Raw genomic sequence first — 25,571 nt, forward strand, 5'->3', positions numbered from 1 at the left:
TCATTATATATGAGTTGTAGATATACATATACATATAATCCTACGTTATATATTAAATATGTATGCTTCTTGAACTTTATTCATTTATGAAATAAAATGATACTGTAACAAGTTTTATTTGGAGGTGCTATAATGGCAACAGTGCAGGAAAAAATCGAGTTATTGCACGAAAAACTAGCTAAAGTTAAAGCTGGTGGCGGCGAAAAACGCGTTGAGAAACAACATGCTCAAGGTAAAATGACTGCTCGCGAACGCTTGGCTAAATTGTTCGATGATAATTCCTTCGTTGAACTTGATCAATTCGTTAAACATCGTTGTGTTAACTTCGGTCAAGACAAGAAAGAATTACCAGGCGAAGGTGTAGTAACAGGTTATGGTACTATCGACGGTCGTTTAGTATATGCATTCGCACAAGATTTCACTGTAGAAGGTGGTTCTCTTGGTGAAATGCATGCTGCTAAAATCGTTAAAGTACAACGTTTAGCAATGAAAATGGGTGCTCCTATTGTTGGTATCAACGATTCCGGCGGTGCTCGTATTCAAGAAGCAGTAGATGCCCTTGCTGGTTACGGTAAAATTTTCTTTGAAAATACAAATGCATCTGGTGTTATTCCACAAATTTCCGTAATCATGGGCCCATGTGCGGGCGGTGCTGTATATTCTCCAGCATTGACTGACTTCATCTACATGGTTAAAAATACTTCTCAAATGTTCATCACTGGTCCTGCAGTAATCAAATCTGTAACTGGTGAAGAAGTAACCGCTGAAGATCTTGGTGGTGCAATGGCTCACAACTCCGTGTCTGGTGTTGCTCACTTTGCAGCTGAAAATGAAGATGATTGTATCGCTCAAATTCGTTACTTATTAGGCTTCTTGCCATCCAACAATATGGAAGATGCTCCATTGGTAGATACTGGTGACGATCCAACTCGTGAGGATGAAAGCTTGAATAGCTTGTTGCCAGATAACAGTAACATGCCTTACGACATGAAAGATGTTATTGCAGCTACTGTAGATAATGGCGAATACTATGAAGTACAACCATTCTATGCTACTAATATCATTACTTGCTTCGCTCGTTTTGATGGTCAATCCGTTGGTATCATTGCTAACCAACCAAAAGTAATGGCTGGTTGCTTGGACATTAACGCTTCTGACAAATCTTCCCGTTTCATCCGTTTCTGTGATGCTTTCAATATTCCAATCGTTAACTTCGTTGACGTTCCTGGTTTCTTGCCTGGCACAAATCAAGAATGGGGCGGTATCATTCGTCATGGTGCTAAAATGTTATATGCTTACTCTGAAGCTACAGTACCAAAAATTACTGTTATCACTCGTAAAGCATATGGCGGTTCCTACCTCGCTATGTGTTCCCAAGATTTAGGCGCAGACCAAGTATATGCTTGGCCTACATCCGAAATCGCTGTAATGGGTCCTGCTGGTGCAGCTAATATTATCTTCAAGAAAGACGAAGATAAAGATGCTAAAACAGCTAAATATGTAGAAGAGTTTGCGACTCCTTACAAAGCTGCAGAACGTGGCTTCGTAGATGTTGTAATCGAACCTAAACAAACTCGTCCAGCAGTTATCAACGCTTTGGCAATGCTTGCAAGTAAACGCGAAAACCGTGCTCCAAAGAAACATGGTAATATTCCATTATAATTCGATTCGGTAAACATATCATCGAATTTGGGAGATACCTTTCTTTACTACTTTTTTAGAAAGGGGAATGATTATGGAAGGACAAGCAGTTACTACCAATCCTTGGTTAATCATGGCGATTAATATGACAGTTGTATTTGCTGTATTGATAGCTTTAGGTATTCTTATGGAAATCGTACATTTAATCGATCCTACTAGGAAGAAAAAAGAAGCACCAGCAGCAACTGCTCCTGTTGCTACTCCAACAGCTACTCCTGTAGCTCCAGCAAATGCATCTGCTCAAAATGAGGATGAAGTAGTAGCAGCTATCGTAGGTGCCATTGTGGCGATGGGGTACTCATCTGAACAAATTGCATCTATTCGACCTACAGCAACTAGTGCTAAATGGCGCTTGGAAGGTCGCTTAAGCGGTAGAGGTTAAAATATTTTTAGGAGGCATTTGTAATGAGCAATGCTACAACAACTAACGGTAAAGCTCCATCTCAAGATGTAGTAGCAGTAATCGTTGGTGCATTAGCGGCAATGGGTTATTCCGCTGATCAAATCGCGCATATCCGTCCAATCGTAAGCTACAATTGGAAAATGGAAGGCCGTTTGCGTGGTAATCGATAAGATAATTGGCTATTTTGATAATCCGTGGGATTACTCAATTTATATGTGTAAAAATATTTATAAGTTTTGTGTAGGAACTACACATTTTGGAGGAATTTAAGATGAAAAAATTCAACGTTACAGTAAATGGTACAGCATATGATGTAGAAGTTAATGAAGTGAAAGCAGCGGCTCCTGCAGCAGCTCCTAAAGCAGCTCCAGCAGCAGCTCCAGCTCCTAAAGCAGCTCCTGCACCAGCTCCTGCAGCAGCAGCTCCAGTTCCAGCAGGTGCTGAAACTGTAAAAGCTCCAATGCCTGGTAAAATCTTATCTGTAGCAGTATCTGCTGGTCAAGCAGTTAAAAAAGGCGAAACTTTGTTGATTCTTGAAGCTATGAAAATGCAAAATGAAATCGCAGCTCCTCATGATGCTGTAGTTTCCGAAGTTCGCGTATCTGCTAACCAAACTGTATCCACTGGCGATGACATGGTTGTTCTTGGCTAATACCAAGTGTTGTATGACGTGGCTGCGCCACGTCATCTAACAATTTTATATTTGTGAAAGGGGAACGCATATGGAGGCTTTTGCTGTTGCGATACAATCTGTTATTAACGATAGCGGGTTCCTCGCATTTACAACAGGCAATGCTATTATGATTCTTGTAGGTTTGATCCTATTGTATTTAGCATTTGCTCGTGAGTTCGAACCATTATTGTTGGGTCCGATTGCGTTTGGTTGTTTACTTGCCAATATTCCTCGTAACGGTTTCGAAGAAGGCGTTATGGCGCTTATTAGTGCAGGTATCTCCCAAGAAATCTTCCCACCTTTAATTTTCCTTGGTGTAGGTGCAATGACTGACTTTGGTCCACTCATTGCCAATCCTAAAACATTGCTTTTAGGGGCTGCAGCTCAAATTGGTGTATTTGCTGCCTTAGGTGGCGCAATGATGCTTGGCTTTACAGCTCAAGAAGCGGCTGCTATTGGTATCATCGGTGGTGCTGATGGTCCTACATCCATTTACTTAGCTACTAAGCTAGCTCCTCATTTGTTAGGTGCTATCGCGGTTGCCGCATATTCCTATATGTCTTTGGTACCGTTGATTCAACCACCTGTAATGAAACTCTTCACTACTCAAAAAGAACGTGAAATCGTTATGGAACAATTGCGCGAAGTAACACGTTTTGAAAAAATCGTGTTCCCAATCGTTGCAACGATCTTCATTTCCTTATTGCTTCCTTCCATTACATCCCTTTTAGGTATGTTGATGTTAGGTAACTTGTTCCGTGAATCTGGCGTAACTGATCGTTTGTCCGATACTTCTCAAAACGCATTGATCAATACAGTTACAATTTTCTTAGCAACTGGTACTGGCTTGACAATGAGTGCGGAACACTTCTTAAGCTTAGAAACCATCAAAATTATTCTTTTAGGCTTATTCGCATTTATTTGCGGTACAGCTGGTGGTGTATTGTTCGGTAAATTGATGAGCTTAGTAGATGGTGGTAAAACAAATCCACTTATTGGTTCTGCCGGTGTATCCGCGGTTCCAATGGCAGCTCGCGTATCTCAAGTAGTAGGTGCGAAAGCTAACCCAGCTAACTTCTTGCTCATGCATGCTATGGGACCTAACGTAGCTGGCGTTATTGGTACGGCAGTAGCTGCAGGTACAATGCTTGCTATGTTGTCTAACCACTAATAATTTAATATTTATTCACCCAGGTGTACCTAAATAGGTACACCTATTGGTGAATCAAAAAGCCCTTGGTCATTATGTAATCATACATAAAAGGGAATATTTGCAATAAATGCTTTTCAGATCGGTCATTAGGTGATTAGCAAGATTTCACAGAATAACCTTCTAGTGCTTTAAATATAGTAGAGGTGGTCACTTGTTATCAATTGAATTAAAAATACTGATTTGTTTTGTTTGGGCATTTATTGTTTTTTTTATTACTGCACTGATTATCGGTGCTGAAGGTAAAGCTAAATGGTTTCAGCAGAGAACTAAATATTCTTGGTTTAACCGCCGAGGTTTTCTTGGTGAAACTTTATTATTTGGGTATCCTAAAACAAGAGAGGGATATGGGATTACTTTTATAATGGCCTCTGCCATTGGTATCGTAGGTTATATTTTATATCTCTTATAATTATGTCAGTGCATTTCTCTGAAGGGAGATGATGATGTATGGGTACTGCAGAACAAACCTTAATCGTCCTTGCAGTCATGGCTGTTTTATTCGTTACGGAAATTATTCCTCTAGCTATTACTTCTTTAGGCGGCGCAATTACATTAGGCCTTATGGGTATTATTACTCCTAAGGTTGTATTCTCTGGTTTATCTGATAGTACAGTTGTGTTGTTTGCAGGCATGTTCGTTGTTGGTGCTGCATTATTCTATACTGGTTTGGCTCAAAAAATTGGGGAAACCGTAGTATCTCATGCAGGGACTAGCGAAAATGGCTTGATGCTTGCGATTATGCTTGTAACAGCTACCATGTCCGCATTTTTATCTAACACTGGTACAACAGCTGCTTTACTTCCTGTAGTTGTTGGTATCTGTGCTGTTGCTAAGATTCCTGCATCTCGTCAATTGATGCCTTTAGCATTCGCTGCAGGTATCGGTGGTATCATTACAATGGTTGGTACACCACCTAATATCATTGTAAGTGGTACATTGACTAAATTTGGTATTGAACCATTTGGTTTCTTTGAGTTTGCTTGGATTGGCATTCCTTTGACTATCGCTACTATCGTATTCATGATGCTCATTGGTAAACATTTATTACCTAAACATGAAATTACTGATGCTGGTGATGTAGAACAAGAAGTAGCTGCTGAAGATATTTCTAACGATCCTAAGAAACAATTGTTCTCCGGACTTATTCTTTTAGGTGTAATCCTTGCCATGATTTTAGGTGAACCATTGAAAGAACACTTTGGTATTAACTTACCGTTGAGCATGGTTGCTGTTATTGGTGCAATGCTTTGCGTATTAACTGGTTGTTTGAATGAAAAACAAGCTTACACATCTATTGACTGGGTAACAATTTTCTTGTTTGCTGGTATGATGCCAGTGGCAACTGCACTTGATCAATCTGGTGCAGGTAAAATGATTGCTGATGCAGTAATTGGTGTTATGGGTTCCGATCCTAGTCCTTACTTTGCAACAGGCGTATTGTTTATTTTGTCTTGTGTTATGACGCAATTTATGTCTAATACTGCATCTTGTGCATTATTGGCTCCTATCGGTATCTCCATTGCTCAAGGTATGGGTGCTGATCCTCATGCTGTATTGATGGCTATCGGCGTTGCCGCATCCTGCGCATTCGGTACACCTGTAGGTACACCTCCAAATACATTAGTACTTGGTCCTGGTCAATACAAATTTACTGACTATGTAAAAGCTGGCGTTCCATTGATTTTAGTTTGCTTCGTAGTAAGCTTAATTATCATTCCAATGGTATGGCCATTCTTCCCTGGTAAATAATAGGGAATAGGTTACTCTACTATACAAGCACACACGAGGTCGAATCGTAAGATTCGGCCTCGTTTTTTATGATTTTAGTCTATATGATTTTAATATAGATTACATATAAGTGTAATCAAAAGCAATATGAATTAAACTAATTTGCATGATTAATTTTACACAATTGACTACATCGAAAAAAATATGATATAGTATATTGTGTAAGATATAATAATGTAATGTTGAATAAGGAGGTCATCTATGACAAAAGAAAGATTTAACATGTTAGTTGGTTCTATTGGTGCATTTATTGGTGTATTTGTATTTTTAGCCTATATCCCACAAATAATTGCTAATCTTCATGGTCAACCTAGTCAACCATGGCAACCATTATTTGCAGCAGTATCCTGTTTGATCTGGGTATTATATGGTTGGACAAAATCACCTAAACGTGATTATATTTTAATCGTACCAAACCTTGCAGGCGTTATTTTAGGTACACTAACATTCTTAACATCTTTCTAAGTGCTATAAGAAAAAAATAGTATTATTGTTATATAGTGAATAATAGTAAAGATATTACTTTACTTTATAAATATAAATGAGGTCGAATCGTATGATTCGGCCTTTTTTAGAGTGAAGTTTATATGTTAGATTAAAATATAGATAAGCGTTAAATCTGTTGTAATAAAAAAATAGTTTTTATGATAATAAATATTGATAATTGAATTCCTAGTATAATAGTACGTATTTTAATTGAAATGATAATTAGTGCATTCTCAATTATTGATTATTAAACTCAATTACATAAATGAAAAGAAATATCAAAATACATATAAATATAGGCTTTTTATGATAAAAAGGAACAATTATTATGCAAAATATTATATAATTTTTTATCATTTTCATTTGACTTTCAATTTGAACTGTGTGATAATGAGAACATAAGTTGAGGCAAGTGCCTTTCTAAATGATAATAAAAAGTTTTGATCTATATTTTGATGGAGGTCCTAATTATGAGAGTTATTGCTGATGGTTGCATTAAATGTGGTTCTTGCGCATCTGTTTGCCCAGTTTCCTGCATTACTGAAGGCGAAACTAAATACGAAATTGGCGATGCTTGCATCGATTGCGGTTCTTGCGAATCCGTTTGCCCAGTTTCTGTAATTTCCGCTGAGTAATCACAAATAAAACACGCCCCTCATTGAGGGGCTTTTTATTTTGCCTAAATTTGCGTAACTTAGTATAATAGGACTATTAAGACTTATATTATAGTAAGGGAGTTAATCTTGTTTTATACAGTACTTATCATTTGGTTATTATTGGACCAATTAACTAAATATTATGTAATGAATCATTTTTTGTTAGGTGAATCTTTACCTGTTATTCCTAATGTATTTCATCTTACCTATATTATTAATCGCGGTGCAGCCTTTGGCATGTTAGCGAATCAACGATGGTTTTTCTTACTAGTAGCTTTTGTTCTATTAGCTGTTTGTGCTTTTTATTGGAAGCGATTAGCTAAGGGCCATTGGACTTTGCAAATCGGATCCGCCTTATTAGTCGCAGGTGCAATTGGTAATGGCATTGACCGATACATGATTCATGGGGTAGTGGACTTTTTTGATTTTCGTGTATGGCCTATTTTTAATGTGGCAGATATTGGTATTTGTATAGGTGTAGCTTTTGTTGTATTTTATTTGTTTTCATTGAAAGAGGACCATGAATAGCTTTCATTATTAGGGCTCTTTATAAATCATTGACTTGATTCGTCAATAAATATATATCTTATACTTGACTCAAAGAGGAATAGAGGATGAATGAATATATTGTAAGTGCTGAGCAAGAAGGCATGAGACTAGATGTATTTTTAACTGAACAGATGGAAGGATCTCGTAGCTATATTCAAAGTTTAATTAAAGGTGGTCATGTTACAGTAGGTGGTAAAGTAGGGAAGGCTAATCTTCGGCTTACACCTGATACTATAATTCGTGTAGAGATCCCAGAGCCTGAATCGATTGAGGTTAAACCCGAGGATATTCCTTTAGATTATTTATATGAAGATCACGATATTGTTATTGTTAATAAACCTCGTGGCATGGTGGTGCATCCTGCAGTAGGAAATTATTCTGGTACACTTGTAAATGCTCTATTATTCCATTGTAAGGACCTATCAGGTATTAATGGTGAAATTAGACCGGGTATTGTGCATCGCTTAGATAAAGATACGTCTGGTGTTATGATGGTTGCAAAAAATGATGCAGCGCACATTGGTCTAGCAGAACAAGTAAAGACACATTCTGCAAGACGTACGTACTGGGCGCTAGTACAGGGTAATATTGTAGAAGAAAAGGGGACTATTAAGGCGCCTATTGGGCGCCATCCAAAAGACCGTATGAAAATGGCTGTTGTCTTTGAAAACAGTAAAGATGCAGTAACACATTTTAAAGTATTGGAGCGTTATGGTCATCAAACCTTGGTAGAGTGTAATTTAGAAACAGGTCGAACCCATCAAATTCGTGTTCACTTTGCTCATATTGGACATCCTGTTGTTAATGACCCGTTTTATGGATATAGACGTATGGATTTTCCTATAGAAGGGCAAGCATTACATTCTAAATCGTTAGATGTTAAACATCCTATTACAGGTGAAGAAATGCACTTTGAAGCACCGATACCAGCTGATTTTAAGGCGTGCTTAGAATTTGCTAAGACTTATCGTGAAGATAAACGAAAATAGTCTAAATGGTTACATTGATTATTTAAGTACTTATTTTTACTACTTATTTGGATATAGGGGCATAGAACAATCCTATGCTGTAAGGGCGTATATATGGAGAAGAAACGCTTACTAATGGATCAAGACGCTATAATGCGTGCGATTCGTCGTATTAGTCATGAAATTTTAGAACGCAATAAAGGTTTATCTAATGCGTTAATTGTAGGCATTGAACGGCGTGGTGTCATTTTGGCAAAACGTTTACAAGCGGAAATCGAGCGTATAGAAGGTATTCATATTGATTGTGAGTCTTTGAATGTTGCAGTGTATCGTGATGATCGTGATGCTCGTCCTAAAGAGGGGGAACCGTGTACGATTGATACAACGGAAAAGACAATTATTCTTGTAGATGATGTTTTGTATACGGGCCGTACCATTCGTGCTGCTTTAAATGCATTAATGACGGCTGGTAGACCAAGATCTATTCAATTGGCCGTTCTCGTCGATCGTGGTCATCGTGAATTGCCTATACGAGCGGACTATGTAGGTAAAAATATTCCTACATCACATCTTGAAAGTGTACGCGTTGCCGTCGCTGATCTGGATGGTGAAGAAGGGGTTACAATACAGGAATAATCTGTATTGTAACCCCTTCTTCTTTTTGAGTATTACCATATAATAAGATGATTAACTTAATAAAATTAAATTATTTGACTCTTATATTTATGTGCAGAATGTTTCTACTAGATCGTAGTTCTGCTTATTTTATGTATTGTGGCGTATAGGTGTAGTCCATATGACCCATTCGTTTAACTTCATTATGTAAGCATAAGGCCTGTATATCTGTAGCTAATGTATCGATTTGATGCATCGTTTGTCCCAACGTATTTAATTCATTAGGTGCTTTGGCCCATTTTTGAATAAGTGGTATTTCAAAATCATTTCGAAGCCATTGACGACCTCTATCGTTGAAGGCTAGCAAGCGAGCATATTGTGGCGCTTCCTGTATAGCACTTTGTAGTAAATCTTTTTGTATTCCTAAGGTGAGATAGGCTCCCATTCGTTGTAAACGGGCATAGGTATAGCGCTTTGATTTTATTTGCTTCATAACCAGGTCCCACGTAGGTTGTTGGGCCGCTTTGGACCATAAGTGTTCAATGCCTTCACTGAACTCTCCAAAGCTTTCTAGCTCCTTAGTTGAAGTACGACGACTTAAAGTATGGACCATATCATAGTAGCGGTTATAGTTTACATAAGCACCATTAGAAATTATATTAGTCATATCGTCTGCAATAGTCTTAGGAATGATTGACTGAAGTTGTAACTCTATTTTACTATTTAGTGTATTTAATTTTGTTAATGTAGTTGCAGTTGAATTTGAATTTGTATTTGTATTTGTATTTGTATTTGTATTTGTACTTGCACTGGTCGTTGTATCTATATCTGTAGAAGTGTAGATACTATTTTTATTACAATTGTTACTACCTGTAGCCATATTTGTTATAAGTTTACGCAATGCTGTACCAGAAGGAAAATCTTTTGTAATATTCGCGTCGTGATGATCTGATGTGCGTAAGATTGGTATATATTTTAAGGAAGGATAATAGGTAAGTCCTGCCCGAATATATTCAAGTCCTAACAGTGCATTAGGGGTGTTGAGCATCTCTGTATTAAGGGCTTTACGAAAGGCAGAGCCATAGGACATGCCTTCGTTAATATAGGTCCGTAATACTGCTTGAGTACTTTCACAATCCATACGTTTAGCTATATCTACGAGTGTATCTAGATCAGCCGTTTCAGAACCAAAGGAGAGTGCATCGATATGCAAAGCTTTTACCATACGAATAGAACCTGTTCCAAAGAGTTGTGCACTACCCAAAGAATAGAGTGTAGGTAGCTCGATAACGATGTCTGCACCACCGAGAATAGCCCAACGAGCACGGTCAAATTTAGAAAAAATAGCAGGTTCTCCTCGTTGTACAAAGGAACCACTCATGATACAAATGCGCAGCGCCTCAGGATGCTCTTGTGCTAAGGTATGTAATTGATGCGCATGTCCATTGTGAAATGGATTATATTCACAGATGATACCGATTGTTTTCATAGTGACTCCTTTCATTATTGTTAGTGTAACAAAGCGAAGAAATGCTGTAAATAACATTTCATGATATCTATATAAAAGGCCTAGTTATAGAAATGATGTTATGTGCAAATATTAAGTTTAGTATAGATTTTCTTGACACTATAGGCTATAATTAACTGTAAATGCTGAATTGATGTGAGGTATATGATGAAACAAAATTGGAAACGTACATTACAAGGGGCTCTGCTCGGTGCTGTGCTGCTAGCAATGGCGGGATGTGGCTCTACAAATGTAATGGATACATATAGTTTTGGCCATCAAGTTATCCGTGCTGGTCAATCTGAAATTACCATTGCTTTGCCTTATGAAATGGGTAAAAGTACAAAAAATATGTCTGATAAGGGGTATCCAATTGATATTTATGGATCTGTTACAGAACATATGGTAATTGAGGTTGAGGCTTTACGGCCTGGTGAAAATAAACCTTTACCTACGGTAGATGAGTATATTAATCACAGTAAGTCTGAATTTGCTAAAGTAGGCGCGACCATCAAAGAAGAGTCCGTAGCATTAGAAGGTGCATCTGCTAAAAAGCTTGATGTTACTGTTACATCACAAGGACAAATATTTAGAATTTCTCAATACGTATTCTTAGATCATGGCGTATTGTGGAATATAGTCTACCAATATCCTGAAAAGGATCAGGTAGGTGCTGATATCAGCAAAGAAATTCAAAACAAGATTCAAGTTACACAACAGAAAGAGGGTTAATCGATGAACGTATTAGTAGTTAACTGCGGTAGTTCTTCCTTGAAGTATCAATTACTTGATATGACAACTGAAACAGAATTGGCAAAAGGTCTTTTTGAAAAGATTGGTGATCAAGATGCTATCTTCACTCACAAACGTCCTAATGCAGATAAATTAGAACGCGTTGAACCAATTTTGAACCATAAAGAAGCGCTTCGCATTTTGCTAGATATTTTAGTTGATGCTGAATTTGGTGTTATTTCCTCTATGGATGAAATCGATGCTGTAGGCCACCGTGTAGTACACGGCGGTGAAAAATTTGCTGATTCCGTATTGATTACTCCAGCAGTTATGGAAGCATTGGAAGAATGTGCTTCTCTTGCACCATTGCATAACCCACCAAACATTCAAGGTATTGAAGCTTGTGAAGCTATTATGCCTAATGTACCTCAAGTTGCTGTATTTGATACTGCATTCCATCAAACTATGCCAAAAGAAGCATATATGTATGCGCTTCCTTACTCTTATTATGAAGATTATGGTATTCGTCGTTACGGCTTCCATGGTACATCCCATAAATATGTAGCGCAACGTTGTGCAGAATTAATGGGTAAACATATGACTGATCTTCGTATCATCACATGCCACTTGGGTAATGGTTCCTCCGTGGCTGCGATTAAAGGCGGCCGCTCCATCGATACTACAATGGGCTTCACTCCATTGTCCGGTTTGATCATGGGTACGCGTACAGGTGATATTGACCCTGCTATCGTTCCATTCTTGATGGAAAAAACAGGTATGACCTATGAAGAAATCGATAGAGTTATGAATAAAGAATCCGGTGTATTAGGGATTTCTGGTGTATCCAATGACTTCCGTGTGATTGAAGAAGCTGCTGCTAACGGCAATAAACGCGCACAATTGGCATTGAATATGTTCCATTACAAAGTTCGCCGCGTAATCGGTGCCTTTGCTGCTGTTATGGGCGGTGTAGATGCTATCATCTTTACTGCTGGTATTGGTGAAAACGGTATTGGTAACCGTGATGCAATCTGTAACGGTTTGGAATACTTAGGTACTCGTATTGATTCTGAACGCAATAATGTTCGTGGTAAAGAACAAGAAATCAGTGCTGAAGGCTCTAAAGTTAAAATCTTCGTAATTCCTACAAATGAAGAAATCATGATTGCTCGTGATACTCAACGTATTACTGCAGCATTGAAAAAATAATATAGTTCGTATCTGAACTGAGTGACTAATAGAGTCATAAAACCCCGCCTATATCTTAGATATGGACGGGGTTTTTGTAGTTTTTATGCATAGAATATCTTATAATAGTATGTATAGTTATTAATTAGTGATTTCTTTTAAAGGGGTAAAGCATGACGGTATTATATGAAGAAAAATCTCAGCGCACCAGAAGTGCAGAGTTATTGGTAGTATTTTTTGTAATTTTATTACTGTGTGCAGCAGCTTATACAACGTATCGCAGTATTCAATTACATACGGTTTTATTAGCTGAGTATTTTATTGAAATTATGGCCATCATTGTTATGGTTAAACAGGCTGTTAGTCGATATACCTATATTTTGACAGATACAAAGTTTGTGATTGAAGAGCACTCTATCTTTAGAAATCGCCATTTTGAAGTAGATTATGACATGATTGATGGGGTGTTCAAGTTTGAACGTGAGTTGTTGACAAATATTAAATACCGCTATAAATATAGAAAATGTTCCACCTCTGATCCACGTCCTATTTGGTCTCTTGTGTATTCTATTGTAGATGGAAATAAAGTTAAAAATGGTCGTTTGTTGTTGAAAGCCGACGATAGATTCTTTGAAATGTTAGAAGAATATGTACCTGGTCGTATTCGGGTACCTCAAGCGGATATCGTGTTTTATGCAGCGGTGCGAGCTGATGCGGTGAAGCATGGGGAAGATGTACAAGAATATTATGAAAAATTAATTTCTTCTGAAGAAGATAAAGAAACAACTATTTAAGGGACGGTCAGTTTTAGGGGAATAGGTAGATATAACTTTTGTGCACCAAGAATTTTATGTACAAGAATTTTAATGTAAAGGAGTGTATATGGCTGGATTATATTTGGCGAGTCAATCACCACGTAGAACTGAATTATTAACACAGGTTGGGATTGATCATACTGTTGTATCCAGTACTTATGAGGAATCTAATGAGGGTTACGACAACCCTATTGAAATGGTGAAAGCCCAAGCATTAGGTAAGGCTCGTTGTGCTGTAGGTGTTCCTGATAGAAGTATTGTGTTAGGCGCAGATACTATTGTTGTCCTTGATAATAAAGTATTAGGAAAGCCACATGATGAATCCGATGCACGCCATATGTTGGAGCATTTATCGGGTAGAGCACATTCTGTAATCACTGGAGTCGCGTTACTCATCAAAGGGGAGGAGATAGTTTTTCACAATGAAACAAAAGTATATTTTAAACAATTAGCACCCTTTGAAATTGAGTCTTATATTGCTAGTGGGGAACCGATGGATAAGGCTGGAGCTTATGGCATCCAAGGAAAAGGTGCATTATGGGTAGATAAAATAGAGGGCTCTTATACTAATGTGGTAGGGTTACCAGTTGAACATGTATACGAGGAACTGTGCAAGGCGTTAGGGGCAAAATAGTACTAGCGTATTAGACAGATAGTGATATAATTGGCTGTGCTGTGCTGTGCTGTGCTGTGCTGTGCTGTGCTGTGCTGTGCTGTGCTGTGCTGAATAATTTTTAAGAGAGTAGATGTGTTTATTGTTTGATTTACAAATGGTGTTATCTATTTGAATGGAGAGATTCTATGGAAGTACCAACAGTAAGTGTAAAAGATATGCTACCATTCCAGCGCCCTCGAGAGAAATTTCTCGCCTTAGGCCCTTCACATATGGCAATGGAGGAGTTGTTGGCTATTTTATTGCGTACAGGGGTAAAGGGGCAATCTGCGATTTCTTTGGCAAGTGATATCGTACAATCCTTTGATGATGGCGTATATGGTCTTAACCGAATGACCGTAGATAATCTAATCAAAATCAAGGGTATTGGTAGAGATAAAGCAGTGACGCTATGCGCAGCACTTGAAATGGGTAGGCGTCTAGGGGAGCTTAAGATTAAAGAGACTTATGAAGATTTTTCGCAACCTTTTGTAATAGCTCAATATGTGATGGAACGACTGCGGCACGAAGATGTGGAACATGTGTGGGCTGCCATGCTAACATCTCGAAATAAGCTTATTCAGTTGGAGCATATCTCTAATGGTGGATTGGTATCAAGCCTTGTAGAGCAAAGAGCAGTATTTAAAAAAGCTATAGCATGCAATGCGGCGGCTATTATTCTAATCCATAACCACCCGTCAGGTGATAGTAGACCAAGTGATGAAGATATACGTCTAACGAGAATGTTTGTTAGTGCTGGTCAATTTATGGGGATTCCTGTACTTGATCATATTGTTATAGGGGATAATGAATTTACGAGCCTCAGCGAAATTGGTAAATTGAGCTGAGCCTAAATAAACTGAACAAAGCCAAGTAAGATTATTAAAAGCACTCATTTTGAACTATACCTAATTTTGACGCATGGGTAAGTTCCTATAAATGAGTGCTTTTCCTTATTGTGTATGAGATTATATGTATGAAATTATGTAATTTTTATGTATGACTTATGAGTACAGGGATTATGCGTTATCTGTGCTTTTAACAAAAGGAAAGGTACTGATATCAATGGAAAAAGTCGCGTTATATATGGTAAAATGGAATGATGATGTAATGAAGGAGAAATTACTATGAGTTCCATTTTACCTACTCTAGGAAAAGATGTAAGTATAGATATTGGTTCCATACAAACGCGCCTCATGGGGGGGACGCGAGGGACTGTTATAAGCGAACCATCGATTATAGCAACTGATACAAAACAAGAAAAAGTAGTAGCCGTTGGTGATGAAGCGGCGCGCCTCGTATTGCGCATGCCCGATATGTGGCGTCCGTTAACGCCTTTAAAGGATGGATTTATCGTTGACTATCGTGTTATGCATACTATGCTTAGCTACTTTCTTAATAAGGTGTCTAATGCGTTGCGTCGAGCCCGCGTTGTCGTAGGGGTTCCTTGTGGCATGACCGATGTTGAGCAACGAGCTATGATGGATGCTGTTATTCAAGCTGGTGCTCGAGAGGTATTCCTCATTGAACGACCTGTGGCGGCTGCTATTGGTTGTGGTGTGCCTATCTTTGAAGCGCAAGGATCTATGGTTATTGACATCGGTGGTGGCACTATTGATATGGGGATTGTTTCTTTAGGTGGTATCGTAGATAGCAAAACAATTCGTTTTGGTGGTTCTGATATTAATAATGCCTTATTGCGCTATGTGCGTGAGTGTTTTGGCGTTATCGTATCTGATGAGACCATATTAGATATTAAGCATACATTAGGTACAGCTATCGCTCCTTTAGAGGATGCAGAGTATGCCTTTCAGGGGCGCGATATGATGAACGGCTTAGGTAGACGTTGTGTGATTCATCAATCTGAAGTGTACCAAGTTGTAAATGAATGTTTGATAGGACTCTTGGATGAGGTTAAGCAAATGATTCGTGCTACGGCACCAGAAATCGTGGCTGATATTATGCAACATGGCATATGGCTTGCTGGCGGTACAGCAAGACTATCTGGCTTAGCGGACCGGATTGGTACTGAAGTAGGTGTACCTGTTCACGTTCCTGAAGCACCTGAAACAAAAGTTGTGGTAGGCCTTAATGGGGCCTCATCTGATTTGGTGAGCTTATCGCGTTTTATTGTAAATTCTAAGAATAGAAAGGGCCGAGACTAGCATGATACAGTCAGATAAAAAGTTAATTATCATCGTTGTCATTGGTTGTATCCTAATGGCATTGCTCGGCTTTGCGTGGAAGCAACGGACTAGTATTCCCTTTGTTACGGTTACCCTTGAAGGAATTACAACGCCTTTCTCTTATGGGGCAGCTCGTTTATTAGAGGGCGTCCAAACTAGCTTTACAGTACTTAATAATGCTATTTTCTCTACTATCGAACGCGAAGAGGAAGCATCTCGTAAAGCTACATTGGAACAAAAGGTAGTTAACTACGATGAAGTAGTGGCAGAGAATATTCGCCTTCGTCAGCTTTTAAACTATAAGAGTAGCCATCCAGAATTCTCCATGACCTTAGCAGGTATCATTACAAAGGATTACGGTACTTGGACAAATACTTTCACCATTGATAAAGGGAGTGAAGAAGGTATGGCAGTTAATATGGCTGTTGTTGTACCTAGTGGTGTCGTTGGTTTTATTACAGATGTATATCCGCATTCTGCTCGCGTTCAAACCATTCTTGATCCGCGTAGCGCAATAGGTATCCTTGTACAACGACCTGAATCTCGTTTGTCTGGCGTTGTAAAAGGTAATGGCAATACACCTCGTACACCATCTATGGTAAATATTGCTCGTGATGGTGATGTATTGGTAGGTGATAAGTTGATTACCTCTGGATATGGAGGCATTTATCCGAAAGGTCTACCTGTTGGCAACGTGCAATCTATCGAAAATGATTCGGAAGGATTTGTTAAAAATGCGGTAGTCACACCGAGTGTAGATTTTCATCGTTTAGAAGAAGTTTTTGTGCTTACCTCGTCTTCTCTAAGTGCACCACAAAAACCAGAACTTGAACCTAAACTTGTGCCTCAAACACAACGAGATCAAGTAGAGGGTGCAAAGGGGGCCGTTAAACAATGATGCGTCTAGCTTTAGCTCTCTCTGGATTTTTAATATATTTTATACAAGCGCAATTATTGCCTACTATTTTCCATACAAATTGGTTACCAAACTTAATTTTGACGATAATTGTTATGATTACTTTATTTAAAGGTCGTCGTATGGGGCTGATATCCGCTGTTGTTGGGGGTATCGTACATGATGTATTGATATCTAACTTTTTTGGGCTCCATCTATTCCCTTACGTAATTGTGGTATACCTACTATCTGCCGTAAAGCATCGTATCTATGAAGAACGCTGGTATTGGTCTAGCGGTATAGTAGCTACTTGTACGCTACTAGATGGCGTTATTCGTAGCTTTATGATATTAGCTAGTGGTGGCGATTTGCACTTTGGACTATACTTGTGGCATATGGTATTACCCGTGATGTTCTGGAATGGCTTGTTAGGCGCTATTGTGCATGGTTTGTTATGGCGTAAAGATGATGAACAACAAGGTTATATTTGGTAAGGATTAAGGGGGTGAAAGAGTGCTTGAAGGCCTCTATAAACGAAGAAAAACGAATCGCTTTGATGTACTCTTTTACATTGTAGCCGGCATATTTATAGTCTTGGCATTACGCCTGATGTCGTTGCAAATCTTGTCTGGTGGTTATTACCAAGCTAAGGCAGAAGGCAACCGTTTGCGCATGGTATCCATGACAGCTGCTCGTGGTATTATGTACGATCGAAATGGTCAGATCTTAGTAGGTTCTAGACCGGCATACACTATCTCCATTTTGCCTACGGGGAAGGCTCTAGACGAAGGTGAAGTTGCTAAGTTGGCAACTTTGCTGAAAATTAAACCAGAAGATATTACAAAAAAGGTAAATGATCATAAATATGGTTATGAGCCAATTCGTATTGCTAATGATATTTCTATGGATGTAGTTACAAGCATCGAAGAGCATCGTCATGAATTACCAGGTGTTACCATAGATGTAGAACCACTTCGCTATTATCCATATGAAACGATGGCTTCTCAGCTCTTTGGGTATGTGGGTGAAGTGAGCGAAGAAGAATTAGAAGAGCTAAAACAGCAAGATCCAAATACCCTTATTAGTGGTGGTACTATTTTAGGCCGTTCTGGTCTTGAAAAACTATATGATTCCATCTTGCGTGGCACTGATGGTGGTAAACAGGTAGAGGTTGATGCTACAGGCCGACCGGTTGCGGAGGTAGATAGAAAGCATACAGTGCCTGGATCTAATATTCATTTGACAATAGATGCAAATCTACAAAAGGCTGCTGAAGAAGCTGTTAAGAACCAATTAGAACAGTTGCGTGCCCAAGGCATTCCAGCTCAAGGAGCTGCTGTAGTAGCAATGGATCCAAATACGGGTGCCATTTTGGCCATGGTCAGCGCCCCTGAGTTTAACCCTAATTGGTTTGCGAAGGGGATTACAACGGCACAGTGGAATCAATTGAATAACGATAAGAATCATCCATTTGATAATAAGGTTATTTCTGGTGAATATCCACCAGGTTCTCCGTTCAAGATTATTACAGGTACGGCGGCTTTAGATCTTAAAAAGGTTACCCCTGAAGAAATGATTTTTGATAGTGGTAAACATTGGCTTATCGATAAACGAAATGCAGAAGGTGAAGCATTAGGGTGGCTTAACTTTAATAAAGCTCTTGCAAAATCAGATAATGTTTACTTCTATGAAATGGGCAATCGCGTTGGCATAGAAGGACTTGTAAAATATGCTGGCTACTTTGGTATTGGCGAAAAGACAGGCATCAATCTTGTTGGTGAGGCCTCTGGTAATATGGCAAGTCCTGCTTATAAACGCAAAGTGTATGATGAAGATTGGTATTTAGGTGAAACCTTTGATGCGGCCATAGGTCAGTCTTTTACTTTGGTGACACCATTACAAATGGCTGTTATGCTCAGTGAAGTAGCAAATGGTGGCATTAAATACCGCCCATATGTAGTGAGCCGTATTGATAATAAGGATGGCACGCCAAAAGAAATCTTTGGCCCAGACAAGCTCGGTATCTTACCTGTACCAAAAAATATTATGGATCTTGTTCGCGAAGGCTTGCGTGATGTTACTAATGAAGGTGGTACAGCAGGGGAGTTGTTTAAAGGATTCCCTATTGATGTAGCTGGTAAAACAGGTACTTCAGAGAATGCACATGGCAGAGATCACGGCTGGTTTGTAGCCTATGCACCATATGATAAGCCACAAATTGTAGTGGTTGCACTTGTTGAGCAAGGTAGCTTTGGTGCGGGCTCTGCAGGGCCTATCGTAAGAGATATATTGGCTGCGTACTTCAATGTACCAGTGAATAAGAAATCTAATGATACAAATAGTAAGAGCAATAAGGAAACTGCTACGGGGACAAGTATTAATAAAGGGCAAAAACCTCAGAATGCGGTAACTAGTGGACAACCAAGAAAGGATTAGTATGGGCGAGATAATCGGCGTTGTATCCGGTAAGGGGGGCGTAGGTAAGACTACGATTACCGCTTGCTTGGGTTCAGCCTTAAGCAATGCAGGGCATCGCGTATTGCTCTGTGATGGAGATTTTGGATTGCGCGATTTAGACCTTGTGTTAGGAGTGGCAAATGAAATTATTTACGACGCATTAGATGCGAGCGAAGATAAAGACTATATGGATGATGCCATCGTATCAATTGCTGAAAACTTAGATTTTCTACCAGCTAGCCAAAGTGCTCGTTGGGAAGATATAGGTCGTAAAAAATATAAAAAATTAGTCCGTCGCCTCTCTGAGACATATGACTATATTTTAATTGATGCTCCTGCTGGTATCGGTAAGGGCATAGAGTCTATTTTAGAATTAGTAAATCGCTGCATCGTGGTGACGCATCCTTTATGGGTATCCTTGCGTAATGGGGCACGCATGATTCAAGTATGTCAAGAACATAATATTCGTGATTATGCTATTGCTTTTAATGCAGTACCTATCGATGGAGAGGATATCCATTTATATGATATGTTAGAAGTCCTTCGCGCTGAATATGTAGGGGCTATAATTCCTTATGATGAGGATATTTTGACCTATACACAAGATGGTCGTTTGTTAGAATTTGTTTCTAGTGAACTAAAAGCTATGTTAGCACCTCTTGTTGATTATGTAACTACCGGTGATTGTTGGGAAGACTACGATGTACAAAAGCACTTCGATGCTTATGTAACTAAGAAAAAAACATCGAAGGAGCAAGATAGTACACCAAGTCTTGCAACAGTAGGTGAGTCTATTTTTGAGGATTCTAACAATGTTCATTACATTAATCGTGGTGGTTGGACCACGCAACGCTTATTGGTGCAAGGAAAACAAAGCTTATGGCGCCGTAGCAAGTTGAAATAGGTGATATGATGTGGCGTAAAATATGGACAGATAGCGATTGGACTATCATCATATGTACTATATTACTTGTCGGAATTGGTCTTACAGCTATTGGTAGTGCTACCCATGTGAATCATGAAGCTATCGGTTTTGGTAGTTTAGTGGTAAAACAACTCGTATTCTTTTTAGCAAATATAGCTGTCGTTATAGGCATGCAATTTCTAGATTATCATCGCCTTAAAGGGTGGGGGAATATGATTTATGTGATTACCATGCTTATGTTAATTGCAGTTATGGTAGTTGGTACCTCCGCACTAGGTGCACAGCGTTGGATTCAACTGGGGCCAATTACTATTCAGCCTTCAGAGTTTTCTAAACTATTGATGATTATCTGTATGGCTAAAATGCTAGAACCGCGCATTGGCAAGTTAGATACTTTTAAATCCCTATTGATGCCAGTGTTATATGTAGGGATTCCTATCCTTCTCGTATTCTTACAACCTGACTTGGGGACATCCCTCGTATATATTGCTATATTTGTAGGGATGCTCTTTATATCTGGTATCAAAACAAAGCTTATAAAAATCATTGCGAGCGTGGCGTTACTCTTGATGCCTTTAGGTTGGTTTGTACTGAAAGAATACCAAAAGCAACGTATTCTAGTATTTTTAAATCCAGATATTGATCCCTTCGGTTCTGGCTATCATATTATTCAATCTAAGATTGCCATCGGGTCGGGTATGATTTTTGGTAAAGGTATCTTTAATGGTACTCAAAGTCAGTTGAACTTTTTACCAGAAAATCATACGGACTTTATCTTTTCTGTAATCGGCGAAGAATTTGGCTTTGTAGGATGCATTGTAGTATTGCTATTATTGTTTATGCTTATTTATCGCAGCATTCAAGTAGCATATACCTGCAATGATAATTTCGGTATGTTATTAGCAACGGGTATTGGTACGATGTTTGCCTTTGAAGTGCTCGTAAACGTAGGCATGACGATTGGTATCATGCCTGTAACGGGGATTCCGTTGCCATTCCTTAGCTATGGTGTTAGTGCGCTAACAACTAATATGCTGAGCATTGGCATTTTATTAAATATTGCTAGACAGCGGACAAAATATATATTTTAATATCCTTTCATAGGATTGATTGTGAAAGAAGTCTTTCATTAAAGACGGAGGATGTATGATTCAATTAGATACGTCATGGTTACAACATGTCCAAAAGCCTGCTCGCTACACGGGCGGCGAATACAATAGTATCGTGAAAGATCACAGTACTGTTGATGTAACTATGGCTTTAGGTTTTCCCGATGTGTACGAAGTGGCCATGAGTCATTTGGGCATCAAGATTTTGTATGGTCTCGTAAATCGTCGTGAAGATGCGGTAGCCGAGCGCGTATTTGCACCGTGGCATGATATGGAAGAGGAGATGCGGAAGCGTAATATTCCATTATTTTCCTTAGAAACACGTACGCCTATTAAAGACTTTGATGTGTTAGCATTTACGCTTCAATATGAAATGAGCTTTACAAATATCTTGAATATGCTCGACTTAGCAGGTATTCCAATGTATGCTAAGGACCGCGATATGGACTTCCCATTGCTCGTATGCGGCGGCCCTTGTGCGTATAACGTAGAGCCTATTGCAGATTTCTTTGATATCGTATCCCTCGGGGAATCTGAAGAGTGGGGTGATGAGTTTATCGACCTATTCAAAGCAGAAAAAGCGAAAGGCTTCCCAGGTGGTAAAGAAGGCTTCTTGCGCAAAGTAGCTCAAATTCCTGGTACCTATTGTCCAGCTTTATACGATGTTGAATATACAGAACAAGGCGATTTTAAATCGATTATGCCGCGTTTTGAAGACGTACCAGCAGCCGTTGAGAAACGTATTATAGAGGATGTAGAGAATGTATTCTATCCAACAAAGCCTGTTGTACCATTCCTTGATATAGTGCATGATCGTGCTGTATTGGAGCTATTCCGTGGTTGTACTCGTGGTTGTCGTTTCTGTCAGGCTGGTATGTTATATCGTCCTGTCCGTGAAAAGACACCAGAACGTTTGTTGCAAATTGCTAAAGATACGATTGCCAATACTGGGTACAATGAAATATCCTTGATGAGTTTAAGCTCTGCAGACTACTCCAAATTACCTGAGCTTGTAGATATGCTCATGGAAGAGTTTAAAGATAAACAAGTTAGTGTTAGCTTACCGTCCTTGCGTATCGACAGCTTCTCTATTGATATTGCGAAAAAGGTACAGCAAGTGCGCAAGAGCGGGCTTACCTTTGCTCCTGAAGCAGGTACGCAACGAATGCGTGACGTTATCAATAAAGGCGTTAGTGAAGAAGACTTATTGGCGGCCTGTACTAATGCTTTCAAATCTGGCTGGAATACAGTTAAATTATACTTTATGATGGGCCTTCCTACAGAAACAGACGAAGATTTGGCTGGTATTGCGGATCTTGCTTACAAGGTGCTCGATTTACACCGTGAAATTACAGGGAAACGAAATGGTTCTGTAACGGTGAGCGTATCCTTTTTCGTACCAAAAACACATTCTCCATATCAATGGTATGGTCAACAAGATGTGGAGGAAATTCATCGCAAACAACGTTACTTGAAGTCTCTTATCAATAATCGTAACATTTCCTACCACTACCATGATGGTTATACTGGTTACATGGAAGCCGCTTTTGCTCGTGGGGACCGCAGATTGTCTAAAGTTCTCGTAGAGGCTTGGAAGGCAGGTTGTAAATTCGATGGTTGGACCGAGTTCTTTAACTATGAAACTTGGTTGAAAGCATTTGCTGACTGCGGATTGGATCCTGCATACTATGCACGTCGCACCCGTGATTTTGATGAGCCTTTGCCTTGGGATCATTTAGATTGCACTGTAAGTAAAGCTTTCTTAAAACGCGAGTGGGAGCAAGCGGTAGCAGCTAATCTTACAGGCGATTGTCGTCGAGCTCCATGTAAGGGCTGTAATGTATGTCCAGAGCTCAATACAGCTATTATTGACTATAAGGAGGGTGGCAGAGTTGAAAAAGTTACGTTTGGCCTTAAATAAGGGCGAAGAATTACGATTCCTGTCACACCTTGATTATGCTCAAGCTGTAGAGCGGATGATACGTCGAGCAGAAATTAAAATGGCGTATTCTGAAGGGTTTAACCCTCACATGAAAATTAGCTTCTCCTCTGCACTCGCCTTAGGCGTAACCGCAGCGGCTGAATATATCGATATGGATGTGCTTGAAGAGGACAGTTTAGAGTCCATTATGGACCGTTTAAACCGTGTAGCGCCTTCTGGTCTTGAGGTTCTAGATGGTAAAGAAATGCCTGAAAAGGTGAAAAAGATGATGGCCATCTGTAACTTTGCTATCTATGAGGTAACAGGCCCTGTGACAGATGAAAATGCTGATTGGGCTGCGTTACTCAAACCTTTTAATGAAGCAATGGAAATTTCTTATGAAAAGGTAACACCTAAGAAAACTCGTACCATTGATGTAAAAGAGTTTGTAAAAGAACCGATCGTAGCCTCTGTTAAAGAGGGTATGGTGACCCTTACAATGGGCATCGGCATTTATCCGCAAGGTACAATCAAACCTAGCGAAGTGTGGAATTTAGGCAAGGATCAATATAATTGGCCTATTACTTCTGGCTACGAAATTCATCGTAAAGCAATTATGGTAGAAAACGAAAAAGGCCGCTATACGCCTTTAGAGATTAATTACTAATTAATTTAGATGACAAAGAAGGGAGGGATAGGATGCATAAAATTTTGGTCAATGTTATGCGTGAAGAAATTCGTATGGCTGTTATCGACGAAGAAGGCCAGCTAGTGGACTTTGTCTTGGAGCGTACTGATGAGTCTCATATGGCAAATCATATGTACAAAGGCACAGTAAAGAACGTATTAAATGGTATGCAAGCGGCCTTTGTTGATATTGGGGGCTCTCAAAATGCGTACTTGAACCTACAACAAGGGAAGGAACAGAAAATTTTGCCACGCCTATCTGTAGGGCAACAAATTCTCGTTCAAGTAGTGAAAGAAGAAATGCTCGGTAAAGGTGCCCGCGTGACTGCAGACGTCAGTTTGGCTGGTCGTTTTATGGTACTATTACCATATTCTGAAGGCATGCATATTTCCAAGAAAATTACAGACGAAACCATGCGCAGTAAACTACAAGAATTGGCAACCCCTTATGTACAAGAAGGTTGCGGTTTTATCATTCGCACTGCAGCAGCTAAGGCCAGTGCCGATGAAATCGGTCGCGATATGGAGTATCTGTGGCGGACCTGGCAACATGTGTTGAAGCGTTTTAAGGTTGCTAAGAGTGGTACTGACCTTTATAGTGATGCGGATTTTTGGTTCCGCCTTGTTCGGGACTATGCGCATCGCAATGTAGAGGAAATCATCGTTGATTCCGATATGGGTGAAGGTCGATTGATGGATCTTTTAGGTCATGGACCTACGTCGCAACAAATTAAAGTAACACGTCATCGCGATAGTACACCTATCTTTAAGGCAAACCACATTGAACCGCAATTAGAAGATCTTATCTCTCGCGATATTAATCTTCCTTCTGGTGGTTCAATCCGTATCGATCATACTGAAGCTCTTACCGTGTTTGATGTAAACTCTGCTCACTATACTGGTAAGTCTAATAAGCTGGAAGATTTAGCTTTCACAGTCAATAAAGAGGCGGCAAAAGAAATCTGTCGTCAATTGCGTTTGCGCGATATTGGCGGTATCATTGTGGTCGATTTCATCGATATGAAAGATAAAGAGCATCAACAAGAATTGTTAAAATTGTTGGGGGTACAAGCTAAGTTAGATAAAATGAAAACTGTTGTATGCGGCATTAGTTCGCTTGGCCTCGTAGAGATGACCAGAAAGCGAGCTCGCCAAGGCTTGCAAACCTTGATGTTTGATACATGCCCTCAATGCGGTGGTACGGGCTATATGTTGTCAGGCCGCACCGTGTATATGCAGATTGTGCGTCGTATCCGCGAGTTATTTAAGTCGGGACGTATTAAAACGAATCTAGAAATCGAAGTTCATCCAGAGGTAGCTCAATATTTAACAAAGGCTGTTCTCGTGGATTTGGGTGAGTCTATAGGGCGCAAGATTTCTATTGTAGTAAATTCACAAATTAGCCGTGAAGGGTATTCCTTGATGGCTGTCACTGAATAATATGT

The 25,571-nt window shown here is 39.3% G+C and carries 27 protein-coding genes; 26 read left to right on the forward strand and 1 reads right to left on the reverse strand.

Translation table 11 applies throughout. The features are described 5' to 3' along the window. The first annotated feature begins 132 nt into the window (after window positions 1-132). The 12 genes from mmdA to pyrR all read left to right on the forward strand — a co-directional run bounded on the left by mmdA (window position 133) and on the right by pyrR (window position 9,073). Window positions 133-1,662: a methylmalonyl-CoA decarboxylase subunit alpha gene (gene mmdA / locus PK1910_RS00650; protein WP_008714294.1), complete on the forward strand. Its 1,530-nt coding sequence runs from the start codon at window positions 133-135 to the stop codon at window positions 1,660-1,662. Between the two features lie 73 nt (window positions 1,663-1,735). Then, window positions 1,736-2,083 (forward strand): methylmalonyl-CoA decarboxylase subunit delta, encoded by a 348-nt coding sequence (gene mmdD / locus PK1910_RS00655; protein ID WP_008714293.1) that lies wholly within the window; start codon window positions 1,736-1,738, stop codon window positions 2,081-2,083. A gap of 23 nt (window positions 2,084-2,106) precedes the next feature. Beyond that, window positions 2,107-2,274, forward strand: a complete 168-nt coding sequence (gene mmdE, locus PK1910_RS00660; RefSeq protein WP_004696483.1) for a methylmalonyl-CoA decarboxylase subunit epsilon — start codon at window positions 2,107-2,109, stop codon at window positions 2,272-2,274. 101 nt (window positions 2,275-2,375) lie between these two features. Further along, window positions 2,376-2,756, forward strand: a complete 381-nt coding sequence (gene mmdC / locus PK1910_RS00665) for a methylmalonyl-CoA decarboxylase subunit gamma (protein WP_287511293.1) — start codon at window positions 2,376-2,378, stop codon at window positions 2,754-2,756. A 70-nt stretch (window positions 2,757-2,826) separates the two neighbouring features. After that, the gene (gene mmdB, locus PK1910_RS00670; protein WP_004696480.1) at window positions 2,827-3,948 is read left to right on the forward strand and encodes a methylmalonyl-CoA decarboxylase subunit beta; all 1,122 of its coding nucleotides are present in this window, start codon (window positions 2,827-2,829) and stop codon (window positions 3,946-3,948) included. Between the two features lie 193 nt (window positions 3,949-4,141). After that, window positions 4,142-4,399 (forward strand): hypothetical protein, encoded by a 258-nt coding sequence (locus PK1910_RS00675; protein ID WP_004696478.1) that lies wholly within the window; start codon window positions 4,142-4,144, stop codon window positions 4,397-4,399. 38 nt (window positions 4,400-4,437) lie between these two features. Beyond that, window positions 4,438-5,739, forward strand: coding sequence for an SLC13 family permease (locus PK1910_RS00680; RefSeq protein WP_004696476.1), 1,302 nt, complete (start codon window positions 4,438-4,440; stop codon window positions 5,737-5,739). Between the two features lie 240 nt (window positions 5,740-5,979). Continuing rightward, window positions 5,980-6,243: a SemiSWEET family transporter gene (locus tag PK1910_RS00685; protein WP_004696474.1), complete on the forward strand. Its 264-nt coding sequence runs from the start codon at window positions 5,980-5,982 to the stop codon at window positions 6,241-6,243. Window positions 6,244-6,734: 491 nt separating this feature from the next. Beyond that, window positions 6,735-6,899: a DUF362 domain-containing protein gene (locus PK1910_RS00690; protein WP_004696472.1), complete on the forward strand. Its 165-nt coding sequence runs from the start codon at window positions 6,735-6,737 to the stop codon at window positions 6,897-6,899. Window positions 6,900-7,007: 108 nt separating this feature from the next. Beyond that, a complete protein-coding gene (gene lspA, locus PK1910_RS00695; RefSeq protein WP_004696470.1) occupies window positions 7,008-7,448 on the forward strand; it encodes a signal peptidase II in 441 nt (146 codons plus the stop codon). An 86-nt stretch (window positions 7,449-7,534) separates the two neighbouring features. Then, the gene (locus PK1910_RS00700; protein WP_004696468.1) at window positions 7,535-8,458 is read left to right on the forward strand and encodes an RluA family pseudouridine synthase; all 924 of its coding nucleotides are present in this window, start codon (window positions 7,535-7,537) and stop codon (window positions 8,456-8,458) included. A 93-nt stretch (window positions 8,459-8,551) separates the two neighbouring features. Beyond that, on the forward strand, window positions 8,552-9,073 hold the full coding sequence (gene pyrR / locus PK1910_RS00705) for a bifunctional pyr operon transcriptional regulator/uracil phosphoribosyltransferase PyrR (protein ID WP_004696466.1): 522 nt from the start codon (window positions 8,552-8,554) through the stop codon (window positions 9,071-9,073). Between the two features lie 124 nt (window positions 9,074-9,197). On the opposite strand, the gene PK1910_RS00710 is transcribed toward pyrR, so the two are convergent. Further along, window positions 9,198-10,541: a tRNA(Met) cytidine acetate ligase gene (locus PK1910_RS00710; protein ID WP_287511291.1), complete on the reverse strand. Its 1,344-nt coding sequence runs from the start codon at window positions 10,539-10,541 to the stop codon at window positions 9,198-9,200. A 186-nt stretch (window positions 10,542-10,727) separates the two neighbouring features. On the opposite strand from PK1910_RS00710, the gene PK1910_RS00715 reads away from it, so the two are divergent. From PK1910_RS00715 to PK1910_RS00780, 14 genes are all read left to right on the forward strand, one after another. Further along, entirely contained in the window at window positions 10,728-11,291 is a 564-nt protein-coding gene (locus tag PK1910_RS00715; RefSeq protein WP_004696462.1) for a hypothetical protein, read from the forward strand. Between the two features lie 3 nt (window positions 11,292-11,294). After that, window positions 11,295-12,500, forward strand: a complete 1,206-nt coding sequence (locus PK1910_RS00720) for an acetate/propionate family kinase (RefSeq protein ID WP_278466384.1) — start codon at window positions 11,295-11,297, stop codon at window positions 12,498-12,500. 152 nt (window positions 12,501-12,652) lie between these two features. Further along, window positions 12,653-13,273: a hypothetical protein gene (locus PK1910_RS00725; protein ID WP_287511290.1), complete on the forward strand. Its 621-nt coding sequence runs from the start codon at window positions 12,653-12,655 to the stop codon at window positions 13,271-13,273. Window positions 13,274-13,361: 88 nt separating this feature from the next. Next, window positions 13,362-13,928 carry a Maf family protein gene (locus PK1910_RS00730; protein WP_021148356.1) on the forward strand — a complete coding sequence of 189 codons (567 nt, stop codon included), beginning with the start codon at window positions 13,362-13,364 and terminating at the stop codon, window positions 13,926-13,928. Window positions 13,929-14,095: 167 nt separating this feature from the next. Next, window positions 14,096-14,794, forward strand: coding sequence for a RadC family protein (radC, locus tag PK1910_RS00735; RefSeq protein WP_227065657.1), 699 nt, complete (start codon window positions 14,096-14,098; stop codon window positions 14,792-14,794). A 279-nt stretch (window positions 14,795-15,073) separates the two neighbouring features. Beyond that, complete coding sequence (gene mreB, locus PK1910_RS00740) at window positions 15,074-16,111, forward strand: rod shape-determining protein (RefSeq protein WP_287507287.1); 1,038 nt, start codon at window positions 15,074-15,076, stop codon at window positions 16,109-16,111. A gap of 1 nt (window position 16,112) precedes the next feature. Further along, window positions 16,113-17,030, forward strand: a complete 918-nt coding sequence (mreC, locus tag PK1910_RS00745) for a rod shape-determining protein MreC (RefSeq protein ID WP_287507290.1) — start codon at window positions 16,113-16,115, stop codon at window positions 17,028-17,030. After that, complete coding sequence (gene mreD / locus PK1910_RS00750) at window positions 17,027-17,521, forward strand: rod shape-determining protein MreD (protein ID WP_287507292.1); 495 nt, start codon at window positions 17,027-17,029, stop codon at window positions 17,519-17,521. The genes mreC and mreD overlap by 4 nt, the downstream gene beginning before the upstream one ends. A gap of 19 nt (window positions 17,522-17,540) precedes the next feature. Further along, a complete protein-coding gene (gene mrdA / locus PK1910_RS00755; RefSeq protein ID WP_008714278.1) occupies window positions 17,541-19,463 on the forward strand; it encodes a penicillin-binding protein 2 in 1,923 nt (640 codons plus the stop codon). Between the two features lies 1 nt (window position 19,464). Then, on the forward strand, window positions 19,465-20,388 hold the full coding sequence (locus tag PK1910_RS00760) for an AAA family ATPase (protein ID WP_128114056.1): 924 nt from the start codon (window positions 19,465-19,467) through the stop codon (window positions 20,386-20,388). Window positions 20,389-20,396: 8 nt separating this feature from the next. Continuing rightward, window positions 20,397-21,500, forward strand: a complete 1,104-nt coding sequence (gene rodA, locus PK1910_RS00765) for a rod shape-determining protein RodA (RefSeq protein ID WP_083791376.1) — start codon at window positions 20,397-20,399, stop codon at window positions 21,498-21,500. A gap of 55 nt (window positions 21,501-21,555) precedes the next feature. Further along, window positions 21,556-23,439, forward strand: a complete 1,884-nt coding sequence (locus PK1910_RS00770) for a TIGR03960 family B12-binding radical SAM protein (protein WP_077708574.1) — start codon at window positions 21,556-21,558, stop codon at window positions 23,437-23,439. Continuing rightward, entirely contained in the window at window positions 23,411-24,106 is a 696-nt protein-coding gene (locus tag PK1910_RS00775) for a TIGR03936 family radical SAM-associated protein (RefSeq protein WP_331299078.1), read from the forward strand. The genes PK1910_RS00770 and PK1910_RS00775 overlap by 29 nt, the downstream gene beginning before the upstream one ends. A gap of 32 nt (window positions 24,107-24,138) precedes the next feature. Further along, complete coding sequence (locus PK1910_RS00780) at window positions 24,139-25,566, forward strand: Rne/Rng family ribonuclease (protein ID WP_287511289.1); 1,428 nt, start codon at window positions 24,139-24,141, stop codon at window positions 25,564-25,566. Window positions 25,567-25,571 lie beyond the last annotated feature (5 nt).

It is taken from the genome of Veillonella parvula, from assembly GCF_036456085.1.
GTDB classification, from domain to species: Bacteria; Bacillota; Negativicutes; order Veillonellales; family Veillonellaceae; genus Veillonella; species Veillonella parvula_E.

What these genes read in the sequence shown, in the direction of transcription:
- mmdA (WP_008714294.1), top strand. Translation starts at nt 133, where the DNA reads ATGGCAACAGTGCAGGAAAAAATCGAGTTATTGCACGAAAAACTAGCT.
- mmdD (WP_008714293.1), top strand. Translation starts at nt 1,736, where the DNA reads ATGGAAGGACAAGCAGTTACTACCAATCCTTGGTTAATCATGGCGATT.
- mmdE (WP_004696483.1), top strand. Translation starts at nt 2,107, where the DNA reads ATGAGCAATGCTACAACAACTAACGGTAAAGCTCCATCTCAAGATGTA.
- mmdC (WP_287511293.1), top strand. Translation starts at nt 2,376, where the DNA reads ATGAAAAAATTCAACGTTACAGTAAATGGTACAGCATATGATGTAGAA.
- mmdB (WP_004696480.1), top strand. Translation starts at nt 2,827, where the DNA reads ATGGAGGCTTTTGCTGTTGCGATACAATCTGTTATTAACGATAGCGGG.
- PK1910_RS00680 (WP_004696476.1), top strand. Translation starts at nt 4,438, where the DNA reads ATGGGTACTGCAGAACAAACCTTAATCGTCCTTGCAGTCATGGCTGTT.
- PK1910_RS00685 (WP_004696474.1), top strand. Translation starts at nt 5,980, where the DNA reads ATGACAAAAGAAAGATTTAACATGTTAGTTGGTTCTATTGGTGCATTT.
- PK1910_RS00690 (WP_004696472.1), top strand. Translation starts at nt 6,735, where the DNA reads ATGAGAGTTATTGCTGATGGTTGCATTAAATGTGGTTCTTGCGCATCT.
- PK1910_RS00700 (WP_004696468.1), top strand. Translation starts at nt 7,535, where the DNA reads ATGAATGAATATATTGTAAGTGCTGAGCAAGAAGGCATGAGACTAGAT.
- pyrR (WP_004696466.1), top strand. Translation starts at nt 8,552, where the DNA reads ATGGAGAAGAAACGCTTACTAATGGATCAAGACGCTATAATGCGTGCG.
- PK1910_RS00710 (WP_287511291.1), bottom strand. Translation starts at nt 10,541, where the DNA reads ATGAAAACAATCGGTATCATCTGTGAATATAATCCATTTCACAATGGA.
- PK1910_RS00715 (WP_004696462.1), top strand. Translation starts at nt 10,728, where the DNA reads ATGAAACAAAATTGGAAACGTACATTACAAGGGGCTCTGCTCGGTGCT.
- PK1910_RS00720 (WP_278466384.1), top strand. Translation starts at nt 11,295, where the DNA reads ATGAACGTATTAGTAGTTAACTGCGGTAGTTCTTCCTTGAAGTATCAA.
- PK1910_RS00725 (WP_287511290.1), top strand. Translation starts at nt 12,653, where the DNA reads ATGACGGTATTATATGAAGAAAAATCTCAGCGCACCAGAAGTGCAGAG.
- PK1910_RS00730 (WP_021148356.1), top strand. Translation starts at nt 13,362, where the DNA reads ATGGCTGGATTATATTTGGCGAGTCAATCACCACGTAGAACTGAATTA.
- radC (WP_227065657.1), top strand. Translation starts at nt 14,096, where the DNA reads ATGGAAGTACCAACAGTAAGTGTAAAAGATATGCTACCATTCCAGCGC.
- mreB (WP_287507287.1), top strand. Translation starts at nt 15,074, where the DNA reads ATGAGTTCCATTTTACCTACTCTAGGAAAAGATGTAAGTATAGATATT.
- mreC (WP_287507290.1), top strand. Translation starts at nt 16,113, where the DNA reads ATGATACAGTCAGATAAAAAGTTAATTATCATCGTTGTCATTGGTTGT.
- mreD (WP_287507292.1), top strand. Translation starts at nt 17,027, where the DNA reads ATGATGCGTCTAGCTTTAGCTCTCTCTGGATTTTTAATATATTTTATA.
- PK1910_RS00760 (WP_128114056.1), top strand. Translation starts at nt 19,465, where the DNA reads ATGGGCGAGATAATCGGCGTTGTATCCGGTAAGGGGGGCGTAGGTAAG.
- rodA (WP_083791376.1), top strand. Translation starts at nt 20,397, where the DNA reads ATGTGGCGTAAAATATGGACAGATAGCGATTGGACTATCATCATATGT.
- PK1910_RS00770 (WP_077708574.1), top strand. Translation starts at nt 21,556, where the DNA reads ATGATTCAATTAGATACGTCATGGTTACAACATGTCCAAAAGCCTGCT.
- PK1910_RS00780 (WP_287511289.1), top strand. Translation starts at nt 24,139, where the DNA reads ATGCATAAAATTTTGGTCAATGTTATGCGTGAAGAAATTCGTATGGCT.